At 67.4% G+C, this 17,258-nt stretch carries 16 protein-coding genes; 9 read left to right on the top strand and 7 right to left on the bottom strand.

Features of this window, described 5'->3' with window-relative positions:
- Positions 1-11: 11 nt before the first annotated feature.
- Positions 12-1,613 (top strand): bifunctional phosphoribosylaminoimidazolecarboxamide formyltransferase/IMP cyclohydrolase, encoded by a 1,602-nt coding sequence (purH, locus tag DFJ65_RS06700; protein ID WP_115922358.1) that lies wholly within the window; start codon positions 12-14, stop codon positions 1,611-1,613.
- A 263-nt stretch (positions 1,614-1,876) separates the two neighbouring features.
- On the opposite strand, the gene DFJ65_RS06705 is transcribed toward purH, so the two are convergent.
- Positions 1,877-2,728: an SGNH/GDSL hydrolase family protein gene (locus DFJ65_RS06705; RefSeq protein ID WP_115922359.1), complete on the bottom strand. Its 852-nt coding sequence runs from the start codon at positions 2,726-2,728 to the stop codon at positions 1,877-1,879.
- 171 nt (positions 2,729-2,899) lie between these two features.
- Here DFJ65_RS06705 and DFJ65_RS06710 point away from each other — a divergent pair, with 171 nt between their 5' ends.
- From DFJ65_RS06710 to DFJ65_RS06720, 3 genes are read left to right on the top strand one after another with little or no spacing between them, the layout of a single operon-like run.
- On the top strand, positions 2,900-3,895 hold the full coding sequence (locus DFJ65_RS06710; protein ID WP_170144011.1) for a DMT family transporter: 996 nt from the start codon (positions 2,900-2,902) through the stop codon (positions 3,893-3,895).
- Between the two features lie 48 nt (positions 3,896-3,943).
- Positions 3,944-4,789, top strand: a complete 846-nt coding sequence (locus DFJ65_RS06715) for a bifunctional methylenetetrahydrofolate dehydrogenase/methenyltetrahydrofolate cyclohydrolase (RefSeq protein ID WP_115922361.1) — start codon at positions 3,944-3,946, stop codon at positions 4,787-4,789.
- Entirely contained in the window at positions 4,786-5,043 is a 258-nt protein-coding gene (locus tag DFJ65_RS06720) for a DUF3017 domain-containing protein (protein ID WP_147301337.1), read from the top strand. The genes DFJ65_RS06715 and DFJ65_RS06720 overlap by 4 nt, the downstream gene beginning before the upstream one ends.
- A 63-nt stretch (positions 5,044-5,106) precedes the next feature.
- Here DFJ65_RS06720 and DFJ65_RS06725 read toward each other — a convergent pair whose 3' ends face one another.
- Positions 5,107-6,087 carry a malate dehydrogenase gene (locus DFJ65_RS06725; RefSeq protein ID WP_170144012.1) on the bottom strand — a complete coding sequence of 327 codons (981 nt, stop codon included), beginning with the start codon at positions 6,085-6,087 and terminating at the stop codon, positions 5,107-5,109.
- Between the two features lie 158 nt (positions 6,088-6,245).
- On the opposite strand from DFJ65_RS06725, the gene DFJ65_RS06730 reads away from it, so the two are divergent.
- The 3 genes from DFJ65_RS06730 to DFJ65_RS06740 all read left to right on the top strand — a co-directional run bounded on the left by DFJ65_RS06730 (position 6,246) and on the right by DFJ65_RS06740 (position 9,704).
- Positions 6,246-7,472 carry a superantigen-like protein SSL4 gene (locus DFJ65_RS06730; RefSeq protein WP_147301338.1) on the top strand — a complete coding sequence of 409 codons (1,227 nt, stop codon included), beginning with the start codon at positions 6,246-6,248 and terminating at the stop codon, positions 7,470-7,472.
- 303 nt (positions 7,473-7,775) lie between these two features.
- Positions 7,776-8,315, top strand: a complete 540-nt coding sequence (locus DFJ65_RS06735) for a hypothetical protein (protein ID WP_147301339.1) — start codon at positions 7,776-7,778, stop codon at positions 8,313-8,315.
- Positions 8,316-8,480: 165 nt separating this feature from the next.
- Positions 8,481-9,704, top strand: coding sequence for an NADP-dependent isocitrate dehydrogenase (locus DFJ65_RS06740; protein ID WP_115922366.1), 1,224 nt, complete (start codon positions 8,481-8,483; stop codon positions 9,702-9,704).
- Between the two features lie 83 nt (positions 9,705-9,787).
- Here the strand turns inward: DFJ65_RS06740 and DFJ65_RS17170 are convergent, their stop codons facing one another.
- Entirely contained in the window at positions 9,788-10,300 is a 513-nt protein-coding gene (locus DFJ65_RS17170; protein WP_141929120.1) for a hypothetical protein, read from the bottom strand.
- A gap of 176 nt (positions 10,301-10,476) precedes the next feature.
- On the opposite strand from DFJ65_RS17170, the gene DFJ65_RS17400 reads away from it, so the two are divergent.
- Positions 10,477-11,355, top strand: coding sequence for a nucleotidyltransferase family protein (locus DFJ65_RS17400; protein WP_170144013.1), 879 nt, complete (start codon positions 10,477-10,479; stop codon positions 11,353-11,355).
- A complete protein-coding gene (locus tag DFJ65_RS17405; protein ID WP_170144014.1) occupies positions 11,348-11,611 on the top strand; it encodes a PqqD family protein in 264 nt (87 codons plus the stop codon). The genes DFJ65_RS17400 and DFJ65_RS17405 overlap by 8 nt, the downstream gene beginning before the upstream one ends.
- 64 nt (positions 11,612-11,675) lie before the next feature.
- Here the strand turns inward: DFJ65_RS17405 and DFJ65_RS06750 are convergent, their stop codons facing one another.
- The 4 genes from DFJ65_RS06750 to DFJ65_RS06765 are packed head-to-tail and all read right to left on the bottom strand — an operon-like array spanning position 11,676 to position 17,230.
- On the bottom strand, positions 11,676-12,815 hold the full coding sequence (locus tag DFJ65_RS06750) for a glycosyltransferase (protein WP_115922368.1): 1,140 nt from the start codon (positions 12,813-12,815) through the stop codon (positions 11,676-11,678).
- Positions 12,812-13,834: a glycosyltransferase gene (locus DFJ65_RS06755; protein WP_115922369.1), complete on the bottom strand. Its 1,023-nt coding sequence runs from the start codon at positions 13,832-13,834 to the stop codon at positions 12,812-12,814. The genes DFJ65_RS06750 and DFJ65_RS06755 overlap by 4 nt, the downstream gene beginning before the upstream one ends.
- A complete protein-coding gene (locus tag DFJ65_RS06760; RefSeq protein ID WP_147301341.1) occupies positions 13,831-15,213 on the bottom strand; it encodes an O-antigen ligase family protein in 1,383 nt (460 codons plus the stop codon). The genes DFJ65_RS06755 and DFJ65_RS06760 overlap by 4 nt, the downstream gene beginning before the upstream one ends.
- A 43-nt stretch (positions 15,214-15,256) precedes the next feature.
- Positions 15,257-17,230 carry a glycosyltransferase gene (locus tag DFJ65_RS06765; protein ID WP_245950065.1) on the bottom strand — a complete coding sequence of 658 codons (1,974 nt, stop codon included), beginning with the start codon at positions 17,228-17,230 and terminating at the stop codon, positions 15,257-15,259.
- Positions 17,231-17,258 lie beyond the last annotated feature (28 nt).

Consider the following 17,258-nt stretch of genomic DNA (forward strand, 5'->3'; position numbering starts at 1 on the left):
GTAGGAGTGTCATGTCCGTCGATCAGCGCCCGATCAAGCGCGCCCTCATCTCCGTCTACGACAAGACCGGGCTCGAGGATCTCGCCCGGGGCCTGGCTGACGCCGGGGTCGAGTTGGTGTCCACCGGTGGCTCGGCCGCGCTCATCACCTCGCTCGGTCTGCCGGTCACCAAGGTCGAAGACCTCACCGGTTTCCCCGAATGCCTCGACGGACGGGTGAAGACCCTGCACCCGCGAGTGCACGCCGGAATCCTCGCCGACACGCGGAAGCCCGAGCACCTCGCGCAACTTGGCGAACTCGGTGTCGAACCCTTCGACCTCGTCGTCAGCAACCTCTACCCGTTCACCCAGACCGTCGCCTCGGGCGCCTCGCCCGACGAGTGCGTCGAGCAGATCGACATCGGCGGCCCGTCGATGGTGCGCGCCGCCGCCAAGAACCACCCGAGTGTCGCGATCGTCACCGACCCGGCGACCTACGCCGAGGTGCTCGACGCGGTGCGCTCCGGAGGCTTCACCCTCGAGCAGCGCAAGGCCCTGGCGGCACAGGCGTTCGTGCGCACCGCCACCTACGACGTGCACGTCGCGTCGTGGATGGGCAATGTGCTCACCGACAGTTCGGACGGCGACGGTTACCCGGCGTGGATCGGCGCCACCTGGACCAAGTCGCAGACGCTGCGCTACGGCGAGAACCCGCACCAGACGGCTGCGTTGTACGACGACGGTTTCCGGCCCGGCGGACCCGGCCTTGCTCAAGGCGAGCTGCTGCACGGCAAGCCGATGAGTTTCAACAACTACACCGACGCCGACGCCGCGCACCGCGCCGCGTACGACCACGGTGACCAGCCGACCGTCGCGATCATCAAGCACGCCAACCCCTGCGGCATCGCCGTCGGTACCGACATCGCCGACGCCCACCGCAAGGCGCACGCCTGCGACCCGGTCTCCGCGTTCGGCGGCGTCATCGCGGCCAACCGCACCGTCACCGCCCAGATGGCCGACACCGTCAAGGACATCTTCACCGAGGTCGTCATCGCCCCCGACTTCGAACCGGAAGCGCTGCGAATTCTCCAGGGCAAGAAGAACATTCGGCTGCTGAAGGTGCCCGCCCGCCGTCAGGGCGGCGACATGCGGCACATCTTCGGCGGCATGCTGCTGCAGGACGCCGACGACCTCAAGGCCCAGGTGAAGGACGCCGACGGCAACATCACCGGTGGTGACGACGTCGCCGACTGGAAGCTGGTGTCCGGTGCCGCCGCCGACGCGGCCACGCTGGCCGACCTGCACTTCGCCTGGCGTGCCGTGCGCGCCGTGAAGTCGAACGCGATCCTGCTCGCCAAGGACGGCGCGTCCGTCGGGGTCGGCATGGGTCAGGTCAACCGGGTCGACTCCTCCCACCTCGCGGTCAACCGCGCCGGGGCGGAGCGTGCGCAGGGAGCCGTCGGCGCCTCGGATGCGTTCTTCCCGTTCGCCGACGGACTGCAGGTGCTCATCGACGCCGGCGTGAAAGCCGTTGTCGCACCGGGCGGTTCGATGCGTGACCAGGAAGTCGTCGATGCTGCGGAGGCGGCCGGCGTGACGATGTACTTCACTGGCACGAGGCATTTCGCACACTGATTCCTTCTGGCGTTTCCTTCGGCGATGCCTTTGGCGCCTCCTACGGCGCTGCCTTTTGGCGCCTCCTTCGGCGTTCGTCCGGGGGCTCCTTTGTCGCTACCCGGACGAGCCGTCCCGACGCCGTGAGCCTTCCATCGTGGTCACCGTTGGGTGCCACCACTTGCTTTGCAGGTCTGAGGGCTTCCCGTTCTGCTGAGGCCGTGGACGAAGCAGGTGAACCCCCGGCATTCGCCGGGGGTTCACCGTGTCCGCGCCAGTTGGGTTTACAGACCCAGCGTCACGATGTACTGATTGGCGTAGGCGCGCTCGCCTGCGGCGTTCGGGTGAACCGGCACGTAGTTGGTGCCCCAGAGTGCGGGCTCGACCCAGCGGGTGCCCGCGGGCTTGCACGCGTCGCGGCCGGTGCTCGCCGTCCACATGTCGACGTACGTCACGCCCATCGCCGCCGCTGCCCGGGAGACGGCCGAGTTGAGCGTCTTCTCCAACTGGTTGAGGTAGGGGACGTCGCCCTTCGCGATCGGCATGGTGAAGAAGCAGCTCGTGCCGTCCTGCGGCATGATCTGCGGGTAACCGGCAATCGCGATGCGCGCCTTCGGTGCCCGCGCCTTGATGCCCTGCAACGTCTGGACGATCGCGGGGTAGGTCTCGTTGTTGATGAGATCGAACTGCGAGCTACCGAAGTGGTTCGTGCAGGGCTTGCCGATGCCGAGGGTGAGAGTGCCGAGCGTGCCGCAGGTCAGCACGTTGTTGACGAAGACGTTGCCGTCGTTGCCGCCGATGGTCAGCGTCACCAGGTCGGTGTCGGCCGACAGGGCGTTGTACTGCGGAGCGACGACACCGAACTGGTTGCCCGCGAAGTCCTTCGTCTGCGCGCCGCCGCACGTGACGTCCTTGAGGGTGAACCCCTTCGCCGAGCTGATCACGTGGGCGGCATTGACCGCACTCTGGGTGCACAACGGGTTGGATCCGGAGGCCAAGGGCAGGATGCCGGAGCCTGCGCTGTAGCTGTCGCCCATGGCGACGTAGTCGAGCTGGGCAGCGGTCGCGGACGGCGCGGCACCGAGGGCTGCGGTGACCGCGAGCGCTGCCGCCGTGATCAGGGGGAGACGTCGCATGAGGATCCTTCGGGGGTCCGAGAAACGGTGGGGGATAACGCATTTCATGTGTCCGAAGTCACACGGCCGGCGACTCTACTGGTGAGTCAACTGCGCTGACAAGACCCCAGTCCGGCTCAGCTCATGGACCGGTTGTCCGCAGGTCGGACGGATGACGCAATGATGGCTTCGATGACTTCCACCCGTTCGACCATCGCCGCGCGACCGCTCGCCCTTGCCGCCGTAGTTGTGTCGGGGGCGCTGCTGGCGGTGCAGTCGCGGATGAACGGCGCCATCAGCGAGCACACCTCTCAGCCCCTGATCGCTGCTCTGTGGAGCTTCGCGTCGGGCCTCGTAGTGCTCTGTCTCGCCGTGCTATTCGTGCCGAGTGTGCGTCGCGGCGTCGCGGGCATCGGTCGGGCGCTGCGCGAGCGGAGGTTGGCCTGGTGGCAGTGTCTGGGCGGTGTCGTCGGCGGCACGCTGGTGGCCGTGCAGGCCTGGTCGGTGCCGCTGATCGGCGTGACCATCTTCAGTGTTGCCGTCGTCGGCGGGCAGACTCTCAGCGCGCTCGCCGTCGACCGGTTCGGCCTCGGCCCGGTGGGTGTCCAGACGGTGACCGGGTTGCGGGTGGTCGCGGCGTTGGTCGCGGTGGCCGGCGTGGTCGTGTCGGCGACCGGACGTGGCGGCGGCGAACTGCACCTGCTGCCGGCGCTCGCAACCTTCGCGGTCGGCATCGGGCTCGCCGTCCAGCAAGCACTCAACGGCCGGGTCTCGGTCGCCAACGGCAGCCCGATGGCGACCACCTGGCAGAACTTCCTGGTCGGAACGATCACCCTTGTCGTCGTGAGCATCGTGTCGGTGGCGCGCAACGGCACCGACGACTGGAGCATCCCGCACGACGTGCCGCTCTGGGCGCTGCCGGGCGGCCTCCTGGGCATCGTCTTCATCGCGCTCACCGCGTGGGGTGTGCGGGTCACCGGCGTCCTGGTGTTCGGGCTGCTGTCGATCGCCGGGCAACTCCTTGCCGCCCTCGTGCTCGATCTCGCGTCGTCCCGCGACCTCGTCGGACCCCAGTTGATCGTCGGGCTCGCCATCACCCTCCTGGCGGCCGTCGCGGCAGGAGTCGGGCCGATGATCACGGCACGTCGCAGCCGCCAGGGCCGCGTGGCGGGCAACCGTTCGCCGTAGGCGATCGGGTCGAACGCAAGCACGGCCGACCTGGCAGGATGGGGCACCGTGACGGCGATCGTGATGGACGGCAAGGCGACCCTGCGAGCAATCAAGGACGAACTGCGCACCCGCGTCGCGGCACTGGCCGACAAGGGTGTCGTTCCCGGCCTGGGCACGGTGCTCGTCGGCGACGACCCGGCGTCGCACTGGTACGTCGGCGCGAAGCACAAGGACTGCGCCTCGATCGGGGTGCGTGGTTTCCGGCACGACCTGCCGGCCACCGCGAGCCAAGCCGAGGTCGAGCAGGTGATCGACAACCTCAATGCCAACCCCGAGTGCACCGGATTCATCGTGCAGCAGCCGACCGGACTCGACGAATTCGCGTTGCTGTCAAGGGTTTCGCCGGACAAGGACATCGACGGTCTGCACCCGATGAACCTCGGCAAGCTGGTGCTGGGCAAGGACGGTCCATTGCCGTGCACGCCGCTCGGCGCGATCGAACTGCTGCGGCGTTACGAGGTGCCGATCGACGGTGCCCACGTCGTGGTCATCGGCCGTGGGCTCACCGTCGGCAGACCCCTCGGACTCCTGCTGACCCGCCGCTCCGAGAACGCCACCACCACCTTGTGCCACACCGGCACCCGCAACCTGGCCGACCAGGTGCGTGAGGCCGACATCGTCATCGCCGCCGCCGGCGTGCCCGACCTGGTGACCAAGGACATGGTGAAGCCGGGGGCCGCGGTGATGGACGTCGGTGTCAGCCGGCGCGACGGCAAGATCGCCGGCGACGTCGCAGCCGACGTCGTTGAGGTGGCCGGCTGGATCACCCCCAACCCCGGTGGCGTGGGGCCGATGACGCGCGCCATGTTGCTGAGCAACCTGGTGGCGATCGCCGAGCAGCAGGCCTCGTGAGGCGTCCGCCACTGGGGCCGGCCTGGTGGGTGCTGGTCGCCGGAGCGCTCGTCGCGCTGTTCGCGATGGTGCTCGACGTGCGCACCGGTGGCTACCTGCTGGCCGCCACCACCGGTCTGGGTGCGCTGATGCGGGCGGTCGCGCCGGACCGATTCGCCGGCGCCGTGGCGGTGCGCCGTAGGGGCACCGACGTCGTGCTCTACGGCCTGGTCACCATCGCGCTGATCGTGGTGTTCACGCTGGTCAAACTCTGACCGCACAGATCGACGACGAAGGGCCCCGGGAGATCCCGGGGCCCTTCGTCGTCGTGGGGTGGCTCAGATGAGGCCGAGCTTCTCCACTGCGGCGCGCTCGTCCTGCAGGCGCTTGGCGGAGGCGAGGATGCGCTCCTTGCTGAACTCGTTCAGCTCCAGGCCCTGCACGATCTCGTACTTGCCGTCCTTCACCCGGCACGGGAAGGAGGAGATGATGCCCTCCGGGACGCCGTACGAGCCGTCGGAAGGCACCGACATCGACACGATCTCGTCGCTGCCGAGCAGCCAGTCGTGCATGTGGTCGATGGTCGCGGACGCGGCCGAGGCGGCCGAGGAGGCGCCGCGGGCCTTGATGATCGCGCCGCCGCGGGTGGCGACGGTCGGGATGTACTCGTCCTTGATCCAGGCCTCGTCGACCAGGTCGGCGGCGATGTTGTCGCCCACCTTGGTGTTGTAGAGGTCGGGGTACATCGAGTCGTCGTGGTTACCCCAGATCGCGAGGTCCTTGATCTCGCTGACCGACACCTCGAGCTTCTTGGCGAGCATCGCCTTCGCACGGTTGTGGTCGAGGCGGGTGAGGGCGTTGAAGCGCTCGGCCGGGATGTCGGGAGCGTTCTCCTTCGCGATGAGCGCGTTGGTGTTGGCCGGGTTGCCGGTGACGAGGATCTTGATGTCGTCGGCGGCGACCTTGTTCAGCGCGGCGCCCTGGCCGGTGAAGATCTTGCCGTTGGCGGAGAGCAGGTCGGAGCGGTCCATACCCTCCTTGCGCGGCATGGCGCCGACCAGCAGGGCCGCGTTGGCGCCGTCGAACATCTTCTCGGCGTCGTCGCCGATCTCGACGGAGTGCAGCAGCGGGAAGGCACAGTCGTCGAGTTCCATGACGACGCCCTCGAGCGCCTTCAGCGCCGGGGTGACCTCGAGCAGCTGGAGGGCGACCGGGGTCTCCGGGCCCAGGAGCGCACCGCTGGCGATGCGGAAAAGAAGGCTGTAACCGATCTGGCCGGCGGCGCCGGTGACGGCAACCTTGACAGGCGTGTTGCTCACGTTCATCCCCTCAGGACGACTACGGGTGGGTACCGGTCGAAAGTATCAGCGGCCCGCGAGGCCGCGTGCGGCAGCCTTGACACGCGGTAGGGGCGGGACGTATGTGACAAGACGGGCATACTGTCCGAGGAATTTCGACTTCTGGGAAGGACGTCGCCGTGCGTCGAAGCTTGTGGGGGCTCGCTCTGGGGCTGCTTGTCATCATCGACGCTGCGCTCGTCGCGTGGGCGCTGCGTCCCGGTGACCAGACGGCGCCGGGCGCCGATGTGACGGCGACGTCATCGACCCCCTCGTCGGCGACGACGACCGCGAGCAGTTCGACCGCTGCGGCCGCGCCCGACCGGGTGATCGTGGTGCCGACCGGCGCGGCGAGCGCGTGGCGGGTGATCACCGGTTCCGCGTGCGGTGGCTCGGTCACCGTGGCGAGCAGTCAAGACTCCGGTGCCACCTGGAAGGCCGGCCCGAAGGTCGATCTGCGCATGGTGTCGTCGGTCAGCACCGACGACAACGGACGGCCGGTGCTGACCGGTCTCAACGAGGCCTGCAAGCCGGCGACCCTCGTGCTCGAGGACACCGGTGCGAAGGCGACCGAGACGCGGCCCGGCTGGGCGATCAACCCGGCGGACGTGTCGACGCTGCTGCACACCGGCAAGGCGACGGCGAAAGCCTGCGCGACCGGCACGATCAAGGACCTCGCCACCGACACCGCCGAACGCGCCAATGTGTTGTGCGACGGCGGCGTGGTGCGCCGCACCACCGACTCAGGCGCCACCTGGTCGACGGTCGGCACGGTGAAGAACGCCACCGGCATCTCGACCGCCGGCTCGGGGCAGGGCTACCGGGTCTACGTCGCCAGCAGACAGAACTGCGGCATTCGGGTGGCCGCGCTCGCCGAAGAGGCGAACGGCTCCGCCGACGGGTGCGTCGAGGGCACCACCGGCGTCAAGGCGGCCGACATCGCGATCTGGGGTCGCACCATCTGGGCGGCCGACCAGAGCAAGGCGTGGGTCGTTCCGATGTCCAATCCCGTTGCGGCACACTCGTCGACCACCACGCAGAGCTCGACCCAGGAGTCCGCGAACTCGACCGATGCCGCGGCGAGCAACTCCGCAGCGGAGCCGAGTTCGACCTCCAACCCCTACGTGGCGCCGAGCTCGACCGAGCAATGGACCCCGAGCTCGACCAGGCAATGGACACCGAGCTCGACCAGGCAATGGACACCGAGCTCGACCAGGCAATGGACACCGAGCTCGAACAGGCAATGGACACCGAGCTCGAGCCGCCAGTGGACGCCGAGCTCGACCACTGAACAGGAGTCGGCCTCGACCGATCCGGGCCTGACGACGACGGCGGCGCCATCCGTGGGTGTGGAGAGTGCCCGTTAGTTCATCGACCGCGAGACGCATTTCCATGTTTGTGCGATAATCGCGTCGGACCTGCCGCCTGGCAGATTCGGGAGTGCGCGACTGCGCACGATGTAGCGGGCACGACCTAGTGGGGAAAGTATGACTTCGGAAAGCAGTGTGAAGCGTCGGACGGTGGCCAAGGGGATGGGTTGGGCTGCGCCAGTTGTGGCACTCGCAAGTGCCGCGCCCCCCGCAGCGGCCTCACTCCGGAAGGATCCGGGAATCAACGGCTGGGTGCTGAATTCGCCCACGTCTCTAGGTAGCTGCAAGTACACCCTCAAGGTGGACTCAACGGTCAACGGCAACGGGCCAGATGGTGCTCCCTTCGGCCTATACCTGTACGACGTGCAGTCGTCCGCTGTGATCTCGAACGCGGTCCTCACATATTGGATTATCGGCAACCAGACCGCTACCTGGGCCACGAACAGCGGGCACTCGACGTGTTGGTCCGGCCCGGTCCGCGGCACTCCGGCGACTAAGGCGGACGGCCTCGTGTACACGCCCTATGTTTTTACCTACACGTGCCCGATCAACCCGGCGAGTGTCAGCGCCGACGGCAGACTTCGCCTGGGTGGTTTCAACGTGACGGCAACCTTCACCCAACCGGACAACCTCTGTAACAACGTCACGTATTGGACGCAACGGTCAATCACGATCGACCAGGATGGCGTTGGGTCGCAGCCTGCTGCGGACCTGACCTTCGAGCGACGCAATGGAACGCTGGGTCCTTACACCGGCAGCCGCGCGCCGCAGGCGCGGAGTGCGTCGGGCAGCGACAGTGTGGGCACGGCAGGCACTGCCGTCAGCGCCGCTGCCTCCTAACCGACGTATACAACGACAACGGCACTCCAAGGCGCTTGGAGTGCCGTTGTCGTTGCGTACCTGACCGGCCGGTAGCGGCCGGGTTGTTCGCTCGCTGCCGGTCAGGGATAACCTGTTGCGAGCGAACAACGCCGTCACCACGCCGACTCAGGAGCCTGCCACCGCATGGAGAAGATCAAGGTCAAGAACCCCATCGTCGAACTCGACGGTGACGAGATGACGCGCATCATCTGGGCGTTCATCAAGGACCGCCTGATCCACCCGTACCTCGACATCGATCTGAAGTACTACGACCTGGGCATGGAGTCGCGCGACGCGACCGACGACCAGATCACCGTCGACGCAGCCAACGCGATCAAGCAGTACGGCGTCGGCGTCAAGTGCGCGACGATCACCCCGGACGAGGCCCGCGTCGAGGAGTTCGGCCTCAAGGAGATGTGGAAGAGCCCCAACGGCACGATCCGCAACATCCTCGGCGGCGTGATCTTCCGCGAGCCGATCATCATCAGCAACATCCCGCGTCTGGTGCCGGGCTGGACCAAGCCGATCATCATCGGGCGCCACGCCCACGGTGACCAGTACAAGGCGCAGAACTTCAAAGTGCCTGGTAAGGGCAAGGTGACGATCACCTACACCCCGGCCGACGGCAGCGCCCCGACCGAGCTGGAAGTCGCCGAGTTCGGCGAAGACGGCGGCGTGGCGATGGGCATGTACAACTACAACAAGTCGATCGAGGACTTCGCCCGCGCGTCGTTCAACTACGGCCTACAGCGCCAGGTGCCGGTGTACCTGTCGACCAAGAACACCATCCTCAAAGCGTACGACGGTGCGTTCAAGGACATCTTCCAGCGCATCTTCGACACCGAGTTCAAGGCGCAGTTCGACGAGCTCGGCCTCACCTACGAGCACCGTCTGATCGACGACATGGTCGCCTCCGCGCTGAAGTGGGAGGGCGGCTACGTCTGGGCCTGCAAGAACTACGACGGCGACGTGCAGTCGGACATCGTGGCCCAGGGCTTCGGCTCGCTCGGCCTGATGACCTCCGTGCTGATGACGCCCGACGGCAAGACCGTCGAGGCCGAGGCCGCACACGGCACGGTGACCCGTCACTACCGCCAGCACCAGCAGGGCAAGGCGACGTCCACCAACCCGATCGCCTCGATCTTCGCGTGGACCCGCGGCATCGCCAAGCGCGGCGAACTCGACGAGACCCCCGAGGTCACCAAGTTCGCCGAGACTCTCGAGCGCGTCTGCATCGAGACGGTCGAGGAAGGCAAGATGACCAAGGACCTCGCGCTGCTCGTCGGCAAGGACCAGCCGTTCCTCACCACCGAGGAGTTCCTCGCGGCGATCGACGAGAACCTGCAGAAGGCGATGAGCGCAGCCTGATTTCGCTGACACAGGTAAGCGGCCCCGACCTGTCGGTGGGGCCGCTTACCTGCTGTGGCGCGTCTCTCGCTGCGCCGACTCACCTAACGTGGCGGCAGGCAGCCGCCGCTGGCGTTAGTTCCGCAGTTGGGCGGAGCATCGATGTCGCTGCTCCATTGAGCGCCGCTTCCGTTGGCAGCGAAGCTGTACTGAAAGCGGATCTTCGATGCGCTGCTCTCACTGTTGAAGAGGAGGTATCCAGTACTGCAGGCACTGCCGGTTCCGATGTCGAGAACCAGCGGGAAACTGGCCCCACTCGGTATCAGCTTCTTCTTAGCGTTGTTCGTCACGTCCCAGATATAAAGTTTGGTCGCGCCGCCCGGACCAGTACACCCGTTCACGGTCGCGCAGATCTGCAGGTAATACCCCCACGACTGGTCGGTCGACTGCCCAGGGCACTTACAACTGTTGCCACCGAAACTGAAGGTCGGCACACACGGCACCGACGCGGCGGCATTGGGCGCAGCTGACACGAGCGCGACGGCGGGCACTGCCCACGCTGCGGATGTCGCTACATTGCGCCGAGTGACGGTGCCGTCGGTCTTGCTTCTACTCATGATTCCCACCTTCAGAGTCGACGTTGGTCGTGCCGAGTCGGATCGGTGGCCCCCCGGGACTTCGACTCTCCGAGCCCGATAGTAGACCCCTGGTAGGGACTAGGCAACGGAACAGCACGAAGTGGGCAGAACGGAAACCAGACGCGTCGCTGTCCACCGGGGTTAGGCTGCATCTGATGACGATGCAGAGTGGGACCGGTGTACAGCGGGTGGAGGCGCCTTCCGGCGTCCGTGTGGTCCTCGGCAGAGCGGCGGTGCAGCTCATCGCAGATGATGCCGGCGCTCACTTGCTGCACATCAAAGGCGAGGCTGTCGATTCTCGCCTCAGCCCGAGACAAGCACCTGGCTCAGACGTCGATGCGTTGGTCCGCCCGGCCCACGTCAGCCGGCTCGACACGGCGCTACGTGCCCGTGGCTGGCGGATCCACAGCACCTTCGCGAATGGGTCGCCGTTCGAGCATGCACAGACGTACGTGCACGACTTGTGGGGTTACTTCGATCTACATCGCTGGTTTCCCGGCATCAACCTCCCCGCCGACGAAGCGTTCGAGCTGCTGTGGAAGGAACGGCAACCCCGCCAACTCGCGGGGGCGACCGGTTCTGTTCCGTCCTTGCCGATGCAGGCCACGATTCTGATCCTGAATGCCGCCAGGTCGGGCGTCGCCGACCCCGTGCAGCGCTGGATCGTAGAGCCGGGCATCGATCCGGCGGTCATCGACCGCTGTGTTGGGCAACTTCAGGCTCAGGTGGCCTTCGCAGCAGCCACGGGACATCTCGCTGATTTCAGCGGGGAGCCTGACTACACCCTCTGGAGCGCGGTGACGCAGGGCGGGAGCCGCACTGCCGAGTGGTTGGGACGGTACCGTGCAGCGCACTCGTGGCGGCAGCGGATTCGGATCCTCGCACGTGCGCCCCGCGTCAATATCGATGATTTGTCTCATAAGTTGGGACGGCAGCCGACACGGTCGGACATTGTTGCGGAGACCATCCGGCGCGCATCGAAAGCAGGGCAGGAGAGTTGGAGATGGTGGCGGGGGCGGTCACGACGTGGCTGACCTTGTGATTGGTGAACGTGTCGGCTGGGTATGCACCGACGACACTCTTTACGTTGCGAAGCTGCCGGACGGCCCGTTGATGGCGATGAACGAGACCGCGGCGGCGATTTGGGGGGCATGTCAGGCAGGGACGTCGCGCGAAGGTCTGATCCGTGACCTGGCGGCTCACTACGACATGCCACCGAGTGAACTCGCGCCTGAGGTCGACCGATTCGTCGTGGAACTGCTTGCGGTGGGGATCTTGCGAGAGCGGTGATGTCGCGGTGGAGCCTGGACGCGAGGGCAGTGACCGTTTCTGACCGGCTCCATCGTCTCCGCCCTTACGTCCAGCCCGTGGCAGCGAAGATAATACTCGCCATCTGGCGTGCTCGGTCGTCCCACGACGGCACCGGCCGGTCGGCTCGATCGGGGAACCGCCACCGGCCGGGCACCGCCTCGGCAACAGCATCTGCGAATGCTTCGCCGTCGGCGATCGTCACGCGATCGTCACGCGCGTCCCGGAAGCCGGCGACGTTTGTGCTCACCACCGGTCGACCGACCGCCGCGTATTCGTACACCTTGATCGGGTCAAGGCTGTCGGTGAATTCATTGAGCAGGTGGGGCACCACGAGCACGTCAGCGTGCTGGAGATAGGCGGGCACATCCATCACCGGTTTTTGCCCGAGGAGCACCACTCCGCTCTGCTCGAGGCGGGTGCGGTCGTCGGGCGTAAGAAGGTTCGGTCCCACGAGGGTGAGCGTCGCACGGCCGGCGAGACGCTCTGCTGTCCTGATGGCCAGGGACACATCGAGGCGGTCGGTGTGCAGGGTCCCGACGTATACGGCGTTGGCGCCGACCGGGAGATCATGTGGGCGGGGTGCCGGTCGGCGGTAGGTGTCCGGATCAACGGCGTTCGGGATGAGTGTGGTGCGGCCGGCACGTTGCTTGGTGCGTTCCAAGGCGGGCGAGCACACGACGATCTGCGCGCACCTGTCGAGCAACAGTGACTCGTCCCGTTCCAATCGCGACAACTCCGCTGTAGTGCGATCCGCCTGCAGCCAGTCGTCGGTGATGTCGTAGATCGCCGGCCAACCCGTCGCGTCGAGCACGTCTGCGCCCCGTGGGTCGTTCACCCACAGCAGAGGACGTTCGAAACCGATGCGCCTCGCCGTCTTCGCGATGTGGCGGGCCCACCGCAGATCCTGTCCGCGATCGATCTTGCGGGGGAGGAGCTTGGTGGGCTCGAGCAGGAGGATTCTGGTGCCGTTCTCGCCCGGCAGGCTCGGGCCGGGACGCAGGCCACGCCCAGGCCGTGCACGTCGACCCGAGCGGGCGGCGTGGAGCGGGTCGACGCTCGGCTCGACCCAGAGCACGCGCAGCGCGGGGTCGGTGAGAAGCAGTCGGTGCACGAGATGTTGATTGCGACGCCAGACCTCGTCCCATGCCTCCAACGAGATCACCACGAGGTCGTGTGCGGTCACAGCACGCTCCGGTAGACGGCGTCGGTGGCCTCGGCCTGGGCTTCCAGGGTGAAGCGCTCGCGTTGGATCGCGCGGAGGTCCGCGCCGTAGGCAACACGTCGGGTCTCGTCGGCGGCGAGCTCGCGCAGGAGTCGGGCGGCGCTATCGACGTCGCCCGGTGGAAACATTGCGGCGCCGTCGGCGGATCCGACCGTCTCGAGGTGGCCGCCGGAGGCCGATGCGACCACCGGCAGGCCACCGGCCATCGCTTCCAGGACGGTCAGGCCCAGCGCCTCGGAGGCGGTGGGCGCTACGAGGATCGAGGCCGCATCCATCCGGGTGGGCACGTCGGAGCGGTGCCCGAGGAAGGTTGTGGCTCCGGCGATACCGAGCCGAACAGCGTTGTCCTGCAGATCGTTCCGCAAGGCGCCGTCGCCCACCAACTCCAGCCGCCAGCCTTCGGCGGCAAGGCCCGAGCGCGAGAAAGCGCTCAACGTGAGGTCGGTGAGCTTCTCCGGCTCCAACCGCTGCACGACGAGCACGGTGCGTTCGCGTGGCACGTCGGAGTGCGGTCGCACCGGCACGCCGGAGTGGACGACGGTGGACGGCCCATCGATGTGCGCTGCAACGAAGTCGCTCACCGCGATCTGTGCGGCCAAGCGGCGTGCACCGAGGTGCAGGATCGGTCGGAGCGCCGGCCGGCTGCCACGATGCGCAGCGAAGTGCCGGGTGGCGACGATCGGCGCTGTGCCGGGGGTGAGTCCCGTGATCACCGCGGCGGCTTCTGCGGCCGCCATGTGTGTGTTGACGACGTCGGGACCCCACTTGCGCAGCTGAACCAATGCCCGCATGACCTCGGCCGTGGTGGTTGCCGGGATGAACTCGATGTCGGCGGCCGTCAACAGCCCGTTCATCCGGTCGACATTCCCGCCGATGACGGCTACGTCATCACCGCGCAGCCGCTGGGCGATGGCCAAGCGGAGCACGTGGCGTTCGACACCGGCGAAGTTGTCCGACCGGATCGCGTGGATGATCTTCACCGTGCGCCGGCCTCCGCCGTACTAACGCTGACGCGGTGACCGCCTCCAAAACCGTTGTCGATGGCCGGAGCTGTGCCCGTGTGTGAGACTTCTGTAGCCCGGTCGAGTTCGGCTGCGCGGCCCCCGAGGCAGATACCGAGGATGATGAACGGCAGTGACGCGGCAACCGCAACCCAGAAGATGTCGAGTTGGCCCTGCACCAGACGATCGACCACCACGCCGAAGGCGATCATCCCGTAGACGGAGCGGTCGCGCGAGGTGACCACCACACTGCCGATGGCCCAGATCACAAAACCCAGCACGCCGACCAGACCAGCCGACGAGCCCACCTCGAGCAGAGCGTTGGGCGGTTGGAAACGGTTGGCAAACCGGTCGGTGTACCACCAACGCAGGCCGACACCGAAGAACGGCTGGTGGGCCCAGATGTCCAACGTGTCGGCGAACCAGCTGACTCGCTGATTGGCCGAGTTGAACCGAGCAGAAGCGGAGGTCTCGCCGAGTTGGTCCCGCACGGTGAGCGCTGTGAACCCGAGCGCAGGAATCGCCGCCAGCGTGAGCACGCGACGCGGGTGCTTCACGCCCCGGCGCACGGCGACAACAGCCATCGCGACGGCTAGGCCGACGATGGCTTGGCGCGATTGGCTCATGGCGAGCGCCGCCAGCAACAGCACGAGCACGACGGGCGTGAACCGGCCGAACTTCAATTGGGGCGGTCGGAGCCACGCGACGATCGCGCAGACTCCCATGATCCCCCCGATGAAGTTCTTGTGCATGGGCATCGGCGAGGTTACGTAGACGGCCGCGAAGTCGCCTCCGGCGTACTGGCGCAGGCCGGTCACGATGGTAATCACGGCGAGCACGCTCGCGCAGGCGAGCAGGATGCTAAGGCCGAGCCCGGCGTAGCCGCGCCTCCCGATGGTCCAGCCGACGACCAGAGCGCCGCTGATCAGCAGCCATTCGTGCGCCCACTCGATGTAGTTGGCGCGGTAGGGGTTCTGGATGAGGGTGAAGAGCAGGCACGCCTGGTAGGTCGCCGACAGCCACAGCAGTGTGCGGAGCGCGGGGGAGAACGGACGGGGCGCGAGGAGCGCTGCCGGCCAGAAGGCGACGAAGAGCGCGAGGTCGGACACCGACAGGTCAATGCCACCGAGCCCTGCCCGAGTGCTGATGAGATAGAGCGGCAGAAACGCGGTCGGCACCAGCGCCGGCTCAGTGAGGCTCAGAGCGAACAACAGCACGGTCGCCGCCCCGATCACCACCAATAAGGGGCGATGCGGAATCTGTTGGCCGGCGCCAAGCAGCAGGGCCAGGGCGGTGGCTGCCATGAGCACCACGCCGCCCCAACGCAGCAGGCGTCGCACGATGCTGTGTGCAGCCACGCGTCCCCTCCTGCTCTCACCTTGCTAAGTGCGCCTGCCCTGATCAGGTCGTCGACTCGGACTGGTCAGAGGTTCGCACAAGTGCGGCACGCACCGCCAACGGCCCCTGCAGGTAATGACGGGCCCGGGCCCGAGCATGCGCGCCGCGCTCGCCGCTCAAGACCACACTGCGTGCGGCCGCGCCGGCGATCTGTGCCCAGCGGACAACCTGCCAACCGGCCGCCCCGAAGTGCTTGCGGTGGTAGATCTCCTGCGAGGCGTGGAAATGCGCCTCGCGGACATCGGAGTTGCTGCTCGTCGCAGCGCCGATGTGCAGGGCTTCGACTTCCGGCACCAGCGCGTGCCGCCACCCGAGGCGCGCGGACCGAGCCGCCCAGTCGGTCTCCTCGGCGTAGAGGAAGAACCGCTGGTCGAAGCCGCCCACCTGGGCCAGCGCCTCGGCGCGCAGCAGCATGATTGCGCCGGTGACGTACGTGTTCTGCGGGCCGAGGCGTCCCAGCCCGACCGCTTCGAGCACAGACCGGCCCGGCGAGGGGAGCGGCCACGCGACCCGGGAGGGACGTCCATCGGCGTCGTGTTGGGCCGGGGCGACGCTCGCGAGGTCGGGCTCGGCCAGGAGGCGGGTGTGCAGGATGTGCACTTCGGCCGGCGAGATCACGGCATCGGGGTTGAGCAACAGCACGTCAGCGCCGGCCACTTCGGGCCGCCCGAGCGCAACGTTGACGCCCGCGCCGAACCCGCCGTTGCGGCCCGGATCGATGTATGCGGCCCCGTGGCGCGCCGCGACGTCGGCGATGTCGGCGCGCGAACTGTTGTCGACCACCGTGATGTCGAGGCCGGTGAGCGGCGCGAGCGCGCGGTCGACAAGTTCGGGGGCGCCATACGCGACGAGCACGACGTGCACTCGGCGCTCCCCGGTCGCCAATGGCTCGTGCACCATCCGGCGGTACATGTCCACCTGCTCGGCAGCGATCTGCTGCCAGTCGTAGTCTGCGCCCCGTGCGGTTGCGGCCGCCGAGAGACGGCTTCGCTCCGGCTCGGTGGCGGCTCGCACGAGTGCGTCAGCCAGGGCACGCGGCTGCGCCTCGGGCACCAGCAGGCCGCCCTCACCGACCACTTCCGGGAGGGCTCCGCTGGCGGACGCGACCACGGGGGTGCCGCAGGCCATCGCCTCGACGACGACGCGGCCGAACTGTTCGATCCAGTTGGGCGTGGTCAATGACGGCACCGCCAGCACGTCGAGTTCACGGTAGAAGTCGGCGAGTGCCGAGCCGGAAAGCGACCCACGCCACGTGACCCGCGGCTCGAGCCCCAGTTCCGCAGCCTGTGCTCGAAGCCGTGCCTCGGACGGACCTGCGCCGGCGAGTTGGAGATGCAGCCGTGGTTCGAGGGCGAGCGCATCGAGCAACACGCTCACACCCTTGTGCGATTCGAAGCGTCCGGCGTAGCCGACGCAAATCTCACCCGTCGTCGTTGGGTGGTCGGAGCCGGGTGCGAACTGGGCGGTGTCGATGCCGAGGCCGAGCAGCGTCGACCGGCCCGGGAATCCCTTGCGCTCCACGATGCGCCCGGCCTCGGCGTTGCAGACTTGCACGGCCGCCGCGTGCCGCAAGGCCCAGCGTTCGAGCCAACGGAACGGCACGGCGTAGCGCTTGTCGAGATTCTGGGCGGAGTAGAGCACATACGGCGCCGATTGGCGGGCCAGCCGCCGTAGGAGCAGCACCTCGGCCGTCGCCAGCGCGAACGGTTCCTCGTGGATGTCGATCACGTCGAGCGGCCGACGCAGCTCCCTCCAAATGGGCCGCGGGTCGTAGACGAAGAGGGCGGGGTGCTTGCCGCGAGTGGCCACCCCGATCACCTCTTCGCCTGGTTCGGGACTCAGTGTGACGTCGCGGCCGCCCTCGTTCCACACCTTCGCCGACAGCAGCCGGAGGTCGACATCATGTGCGCGGATCGACCGATCCCGAGCCCGCCATTCGCTGACCACCGCACTGTGCGAGATGCGAAGAACGCGCACGTTAGACTCCTGCGAAAATATGGGGTTG

The organism is Calidifontibacter indicus, from assembly GCF_003386865.1.
GTDB classification, from domain to species: domain Bacteria; phylum Actinomycetota; class Actinomycetes; order Actinomycetales; family Dermatophilaceae; genus Yimella; species Yimella indica.

Coding starts and splice junctions, on each gene's coding strand:
- purH (WP_115922358.1), top strand. CDS start 12: ATGTCCGTCGATCAGCGCCCGATCAAGCGCGCCCTCATCTCCGTCTAC.
- DFJ65_RS06705 (WP_115922359.1), bottom strand. CDS start 2,728: ATGCGACGTCTCCCCCTGATCACGGCGGCAGCGCTCGCGGTCACCGCA.
- DFJ65_RS06710 (WP_170144011.1), top strand. CDS start 2,900: ATGACTTCCACCCGTTCGACCATCGCCGCGCGACCGCTCGCCCTTGCC.
- DFJ65_RS06740 (WP_115922366.1), top strand. CDS start 8,481: ATGGAGAAGATCAAGGTCAAGAACCCCATCGTCGAACTCGACGGTGAC.
- DFJ65_RS17170 (WP_141929120.1), bottom strand. CDS start 10,300: ATGAGTAGAAGCAAGACCGACGGCACCGTCACTCGGCGCAATGTAGCG.
- DFJ65_RS17400 (WP_170144013.1), top strand. CDS start 10,477: ATGACGATGCAGAGTGGGACCGGTGTACAGCGGGTGGAGGCGCCTTCC.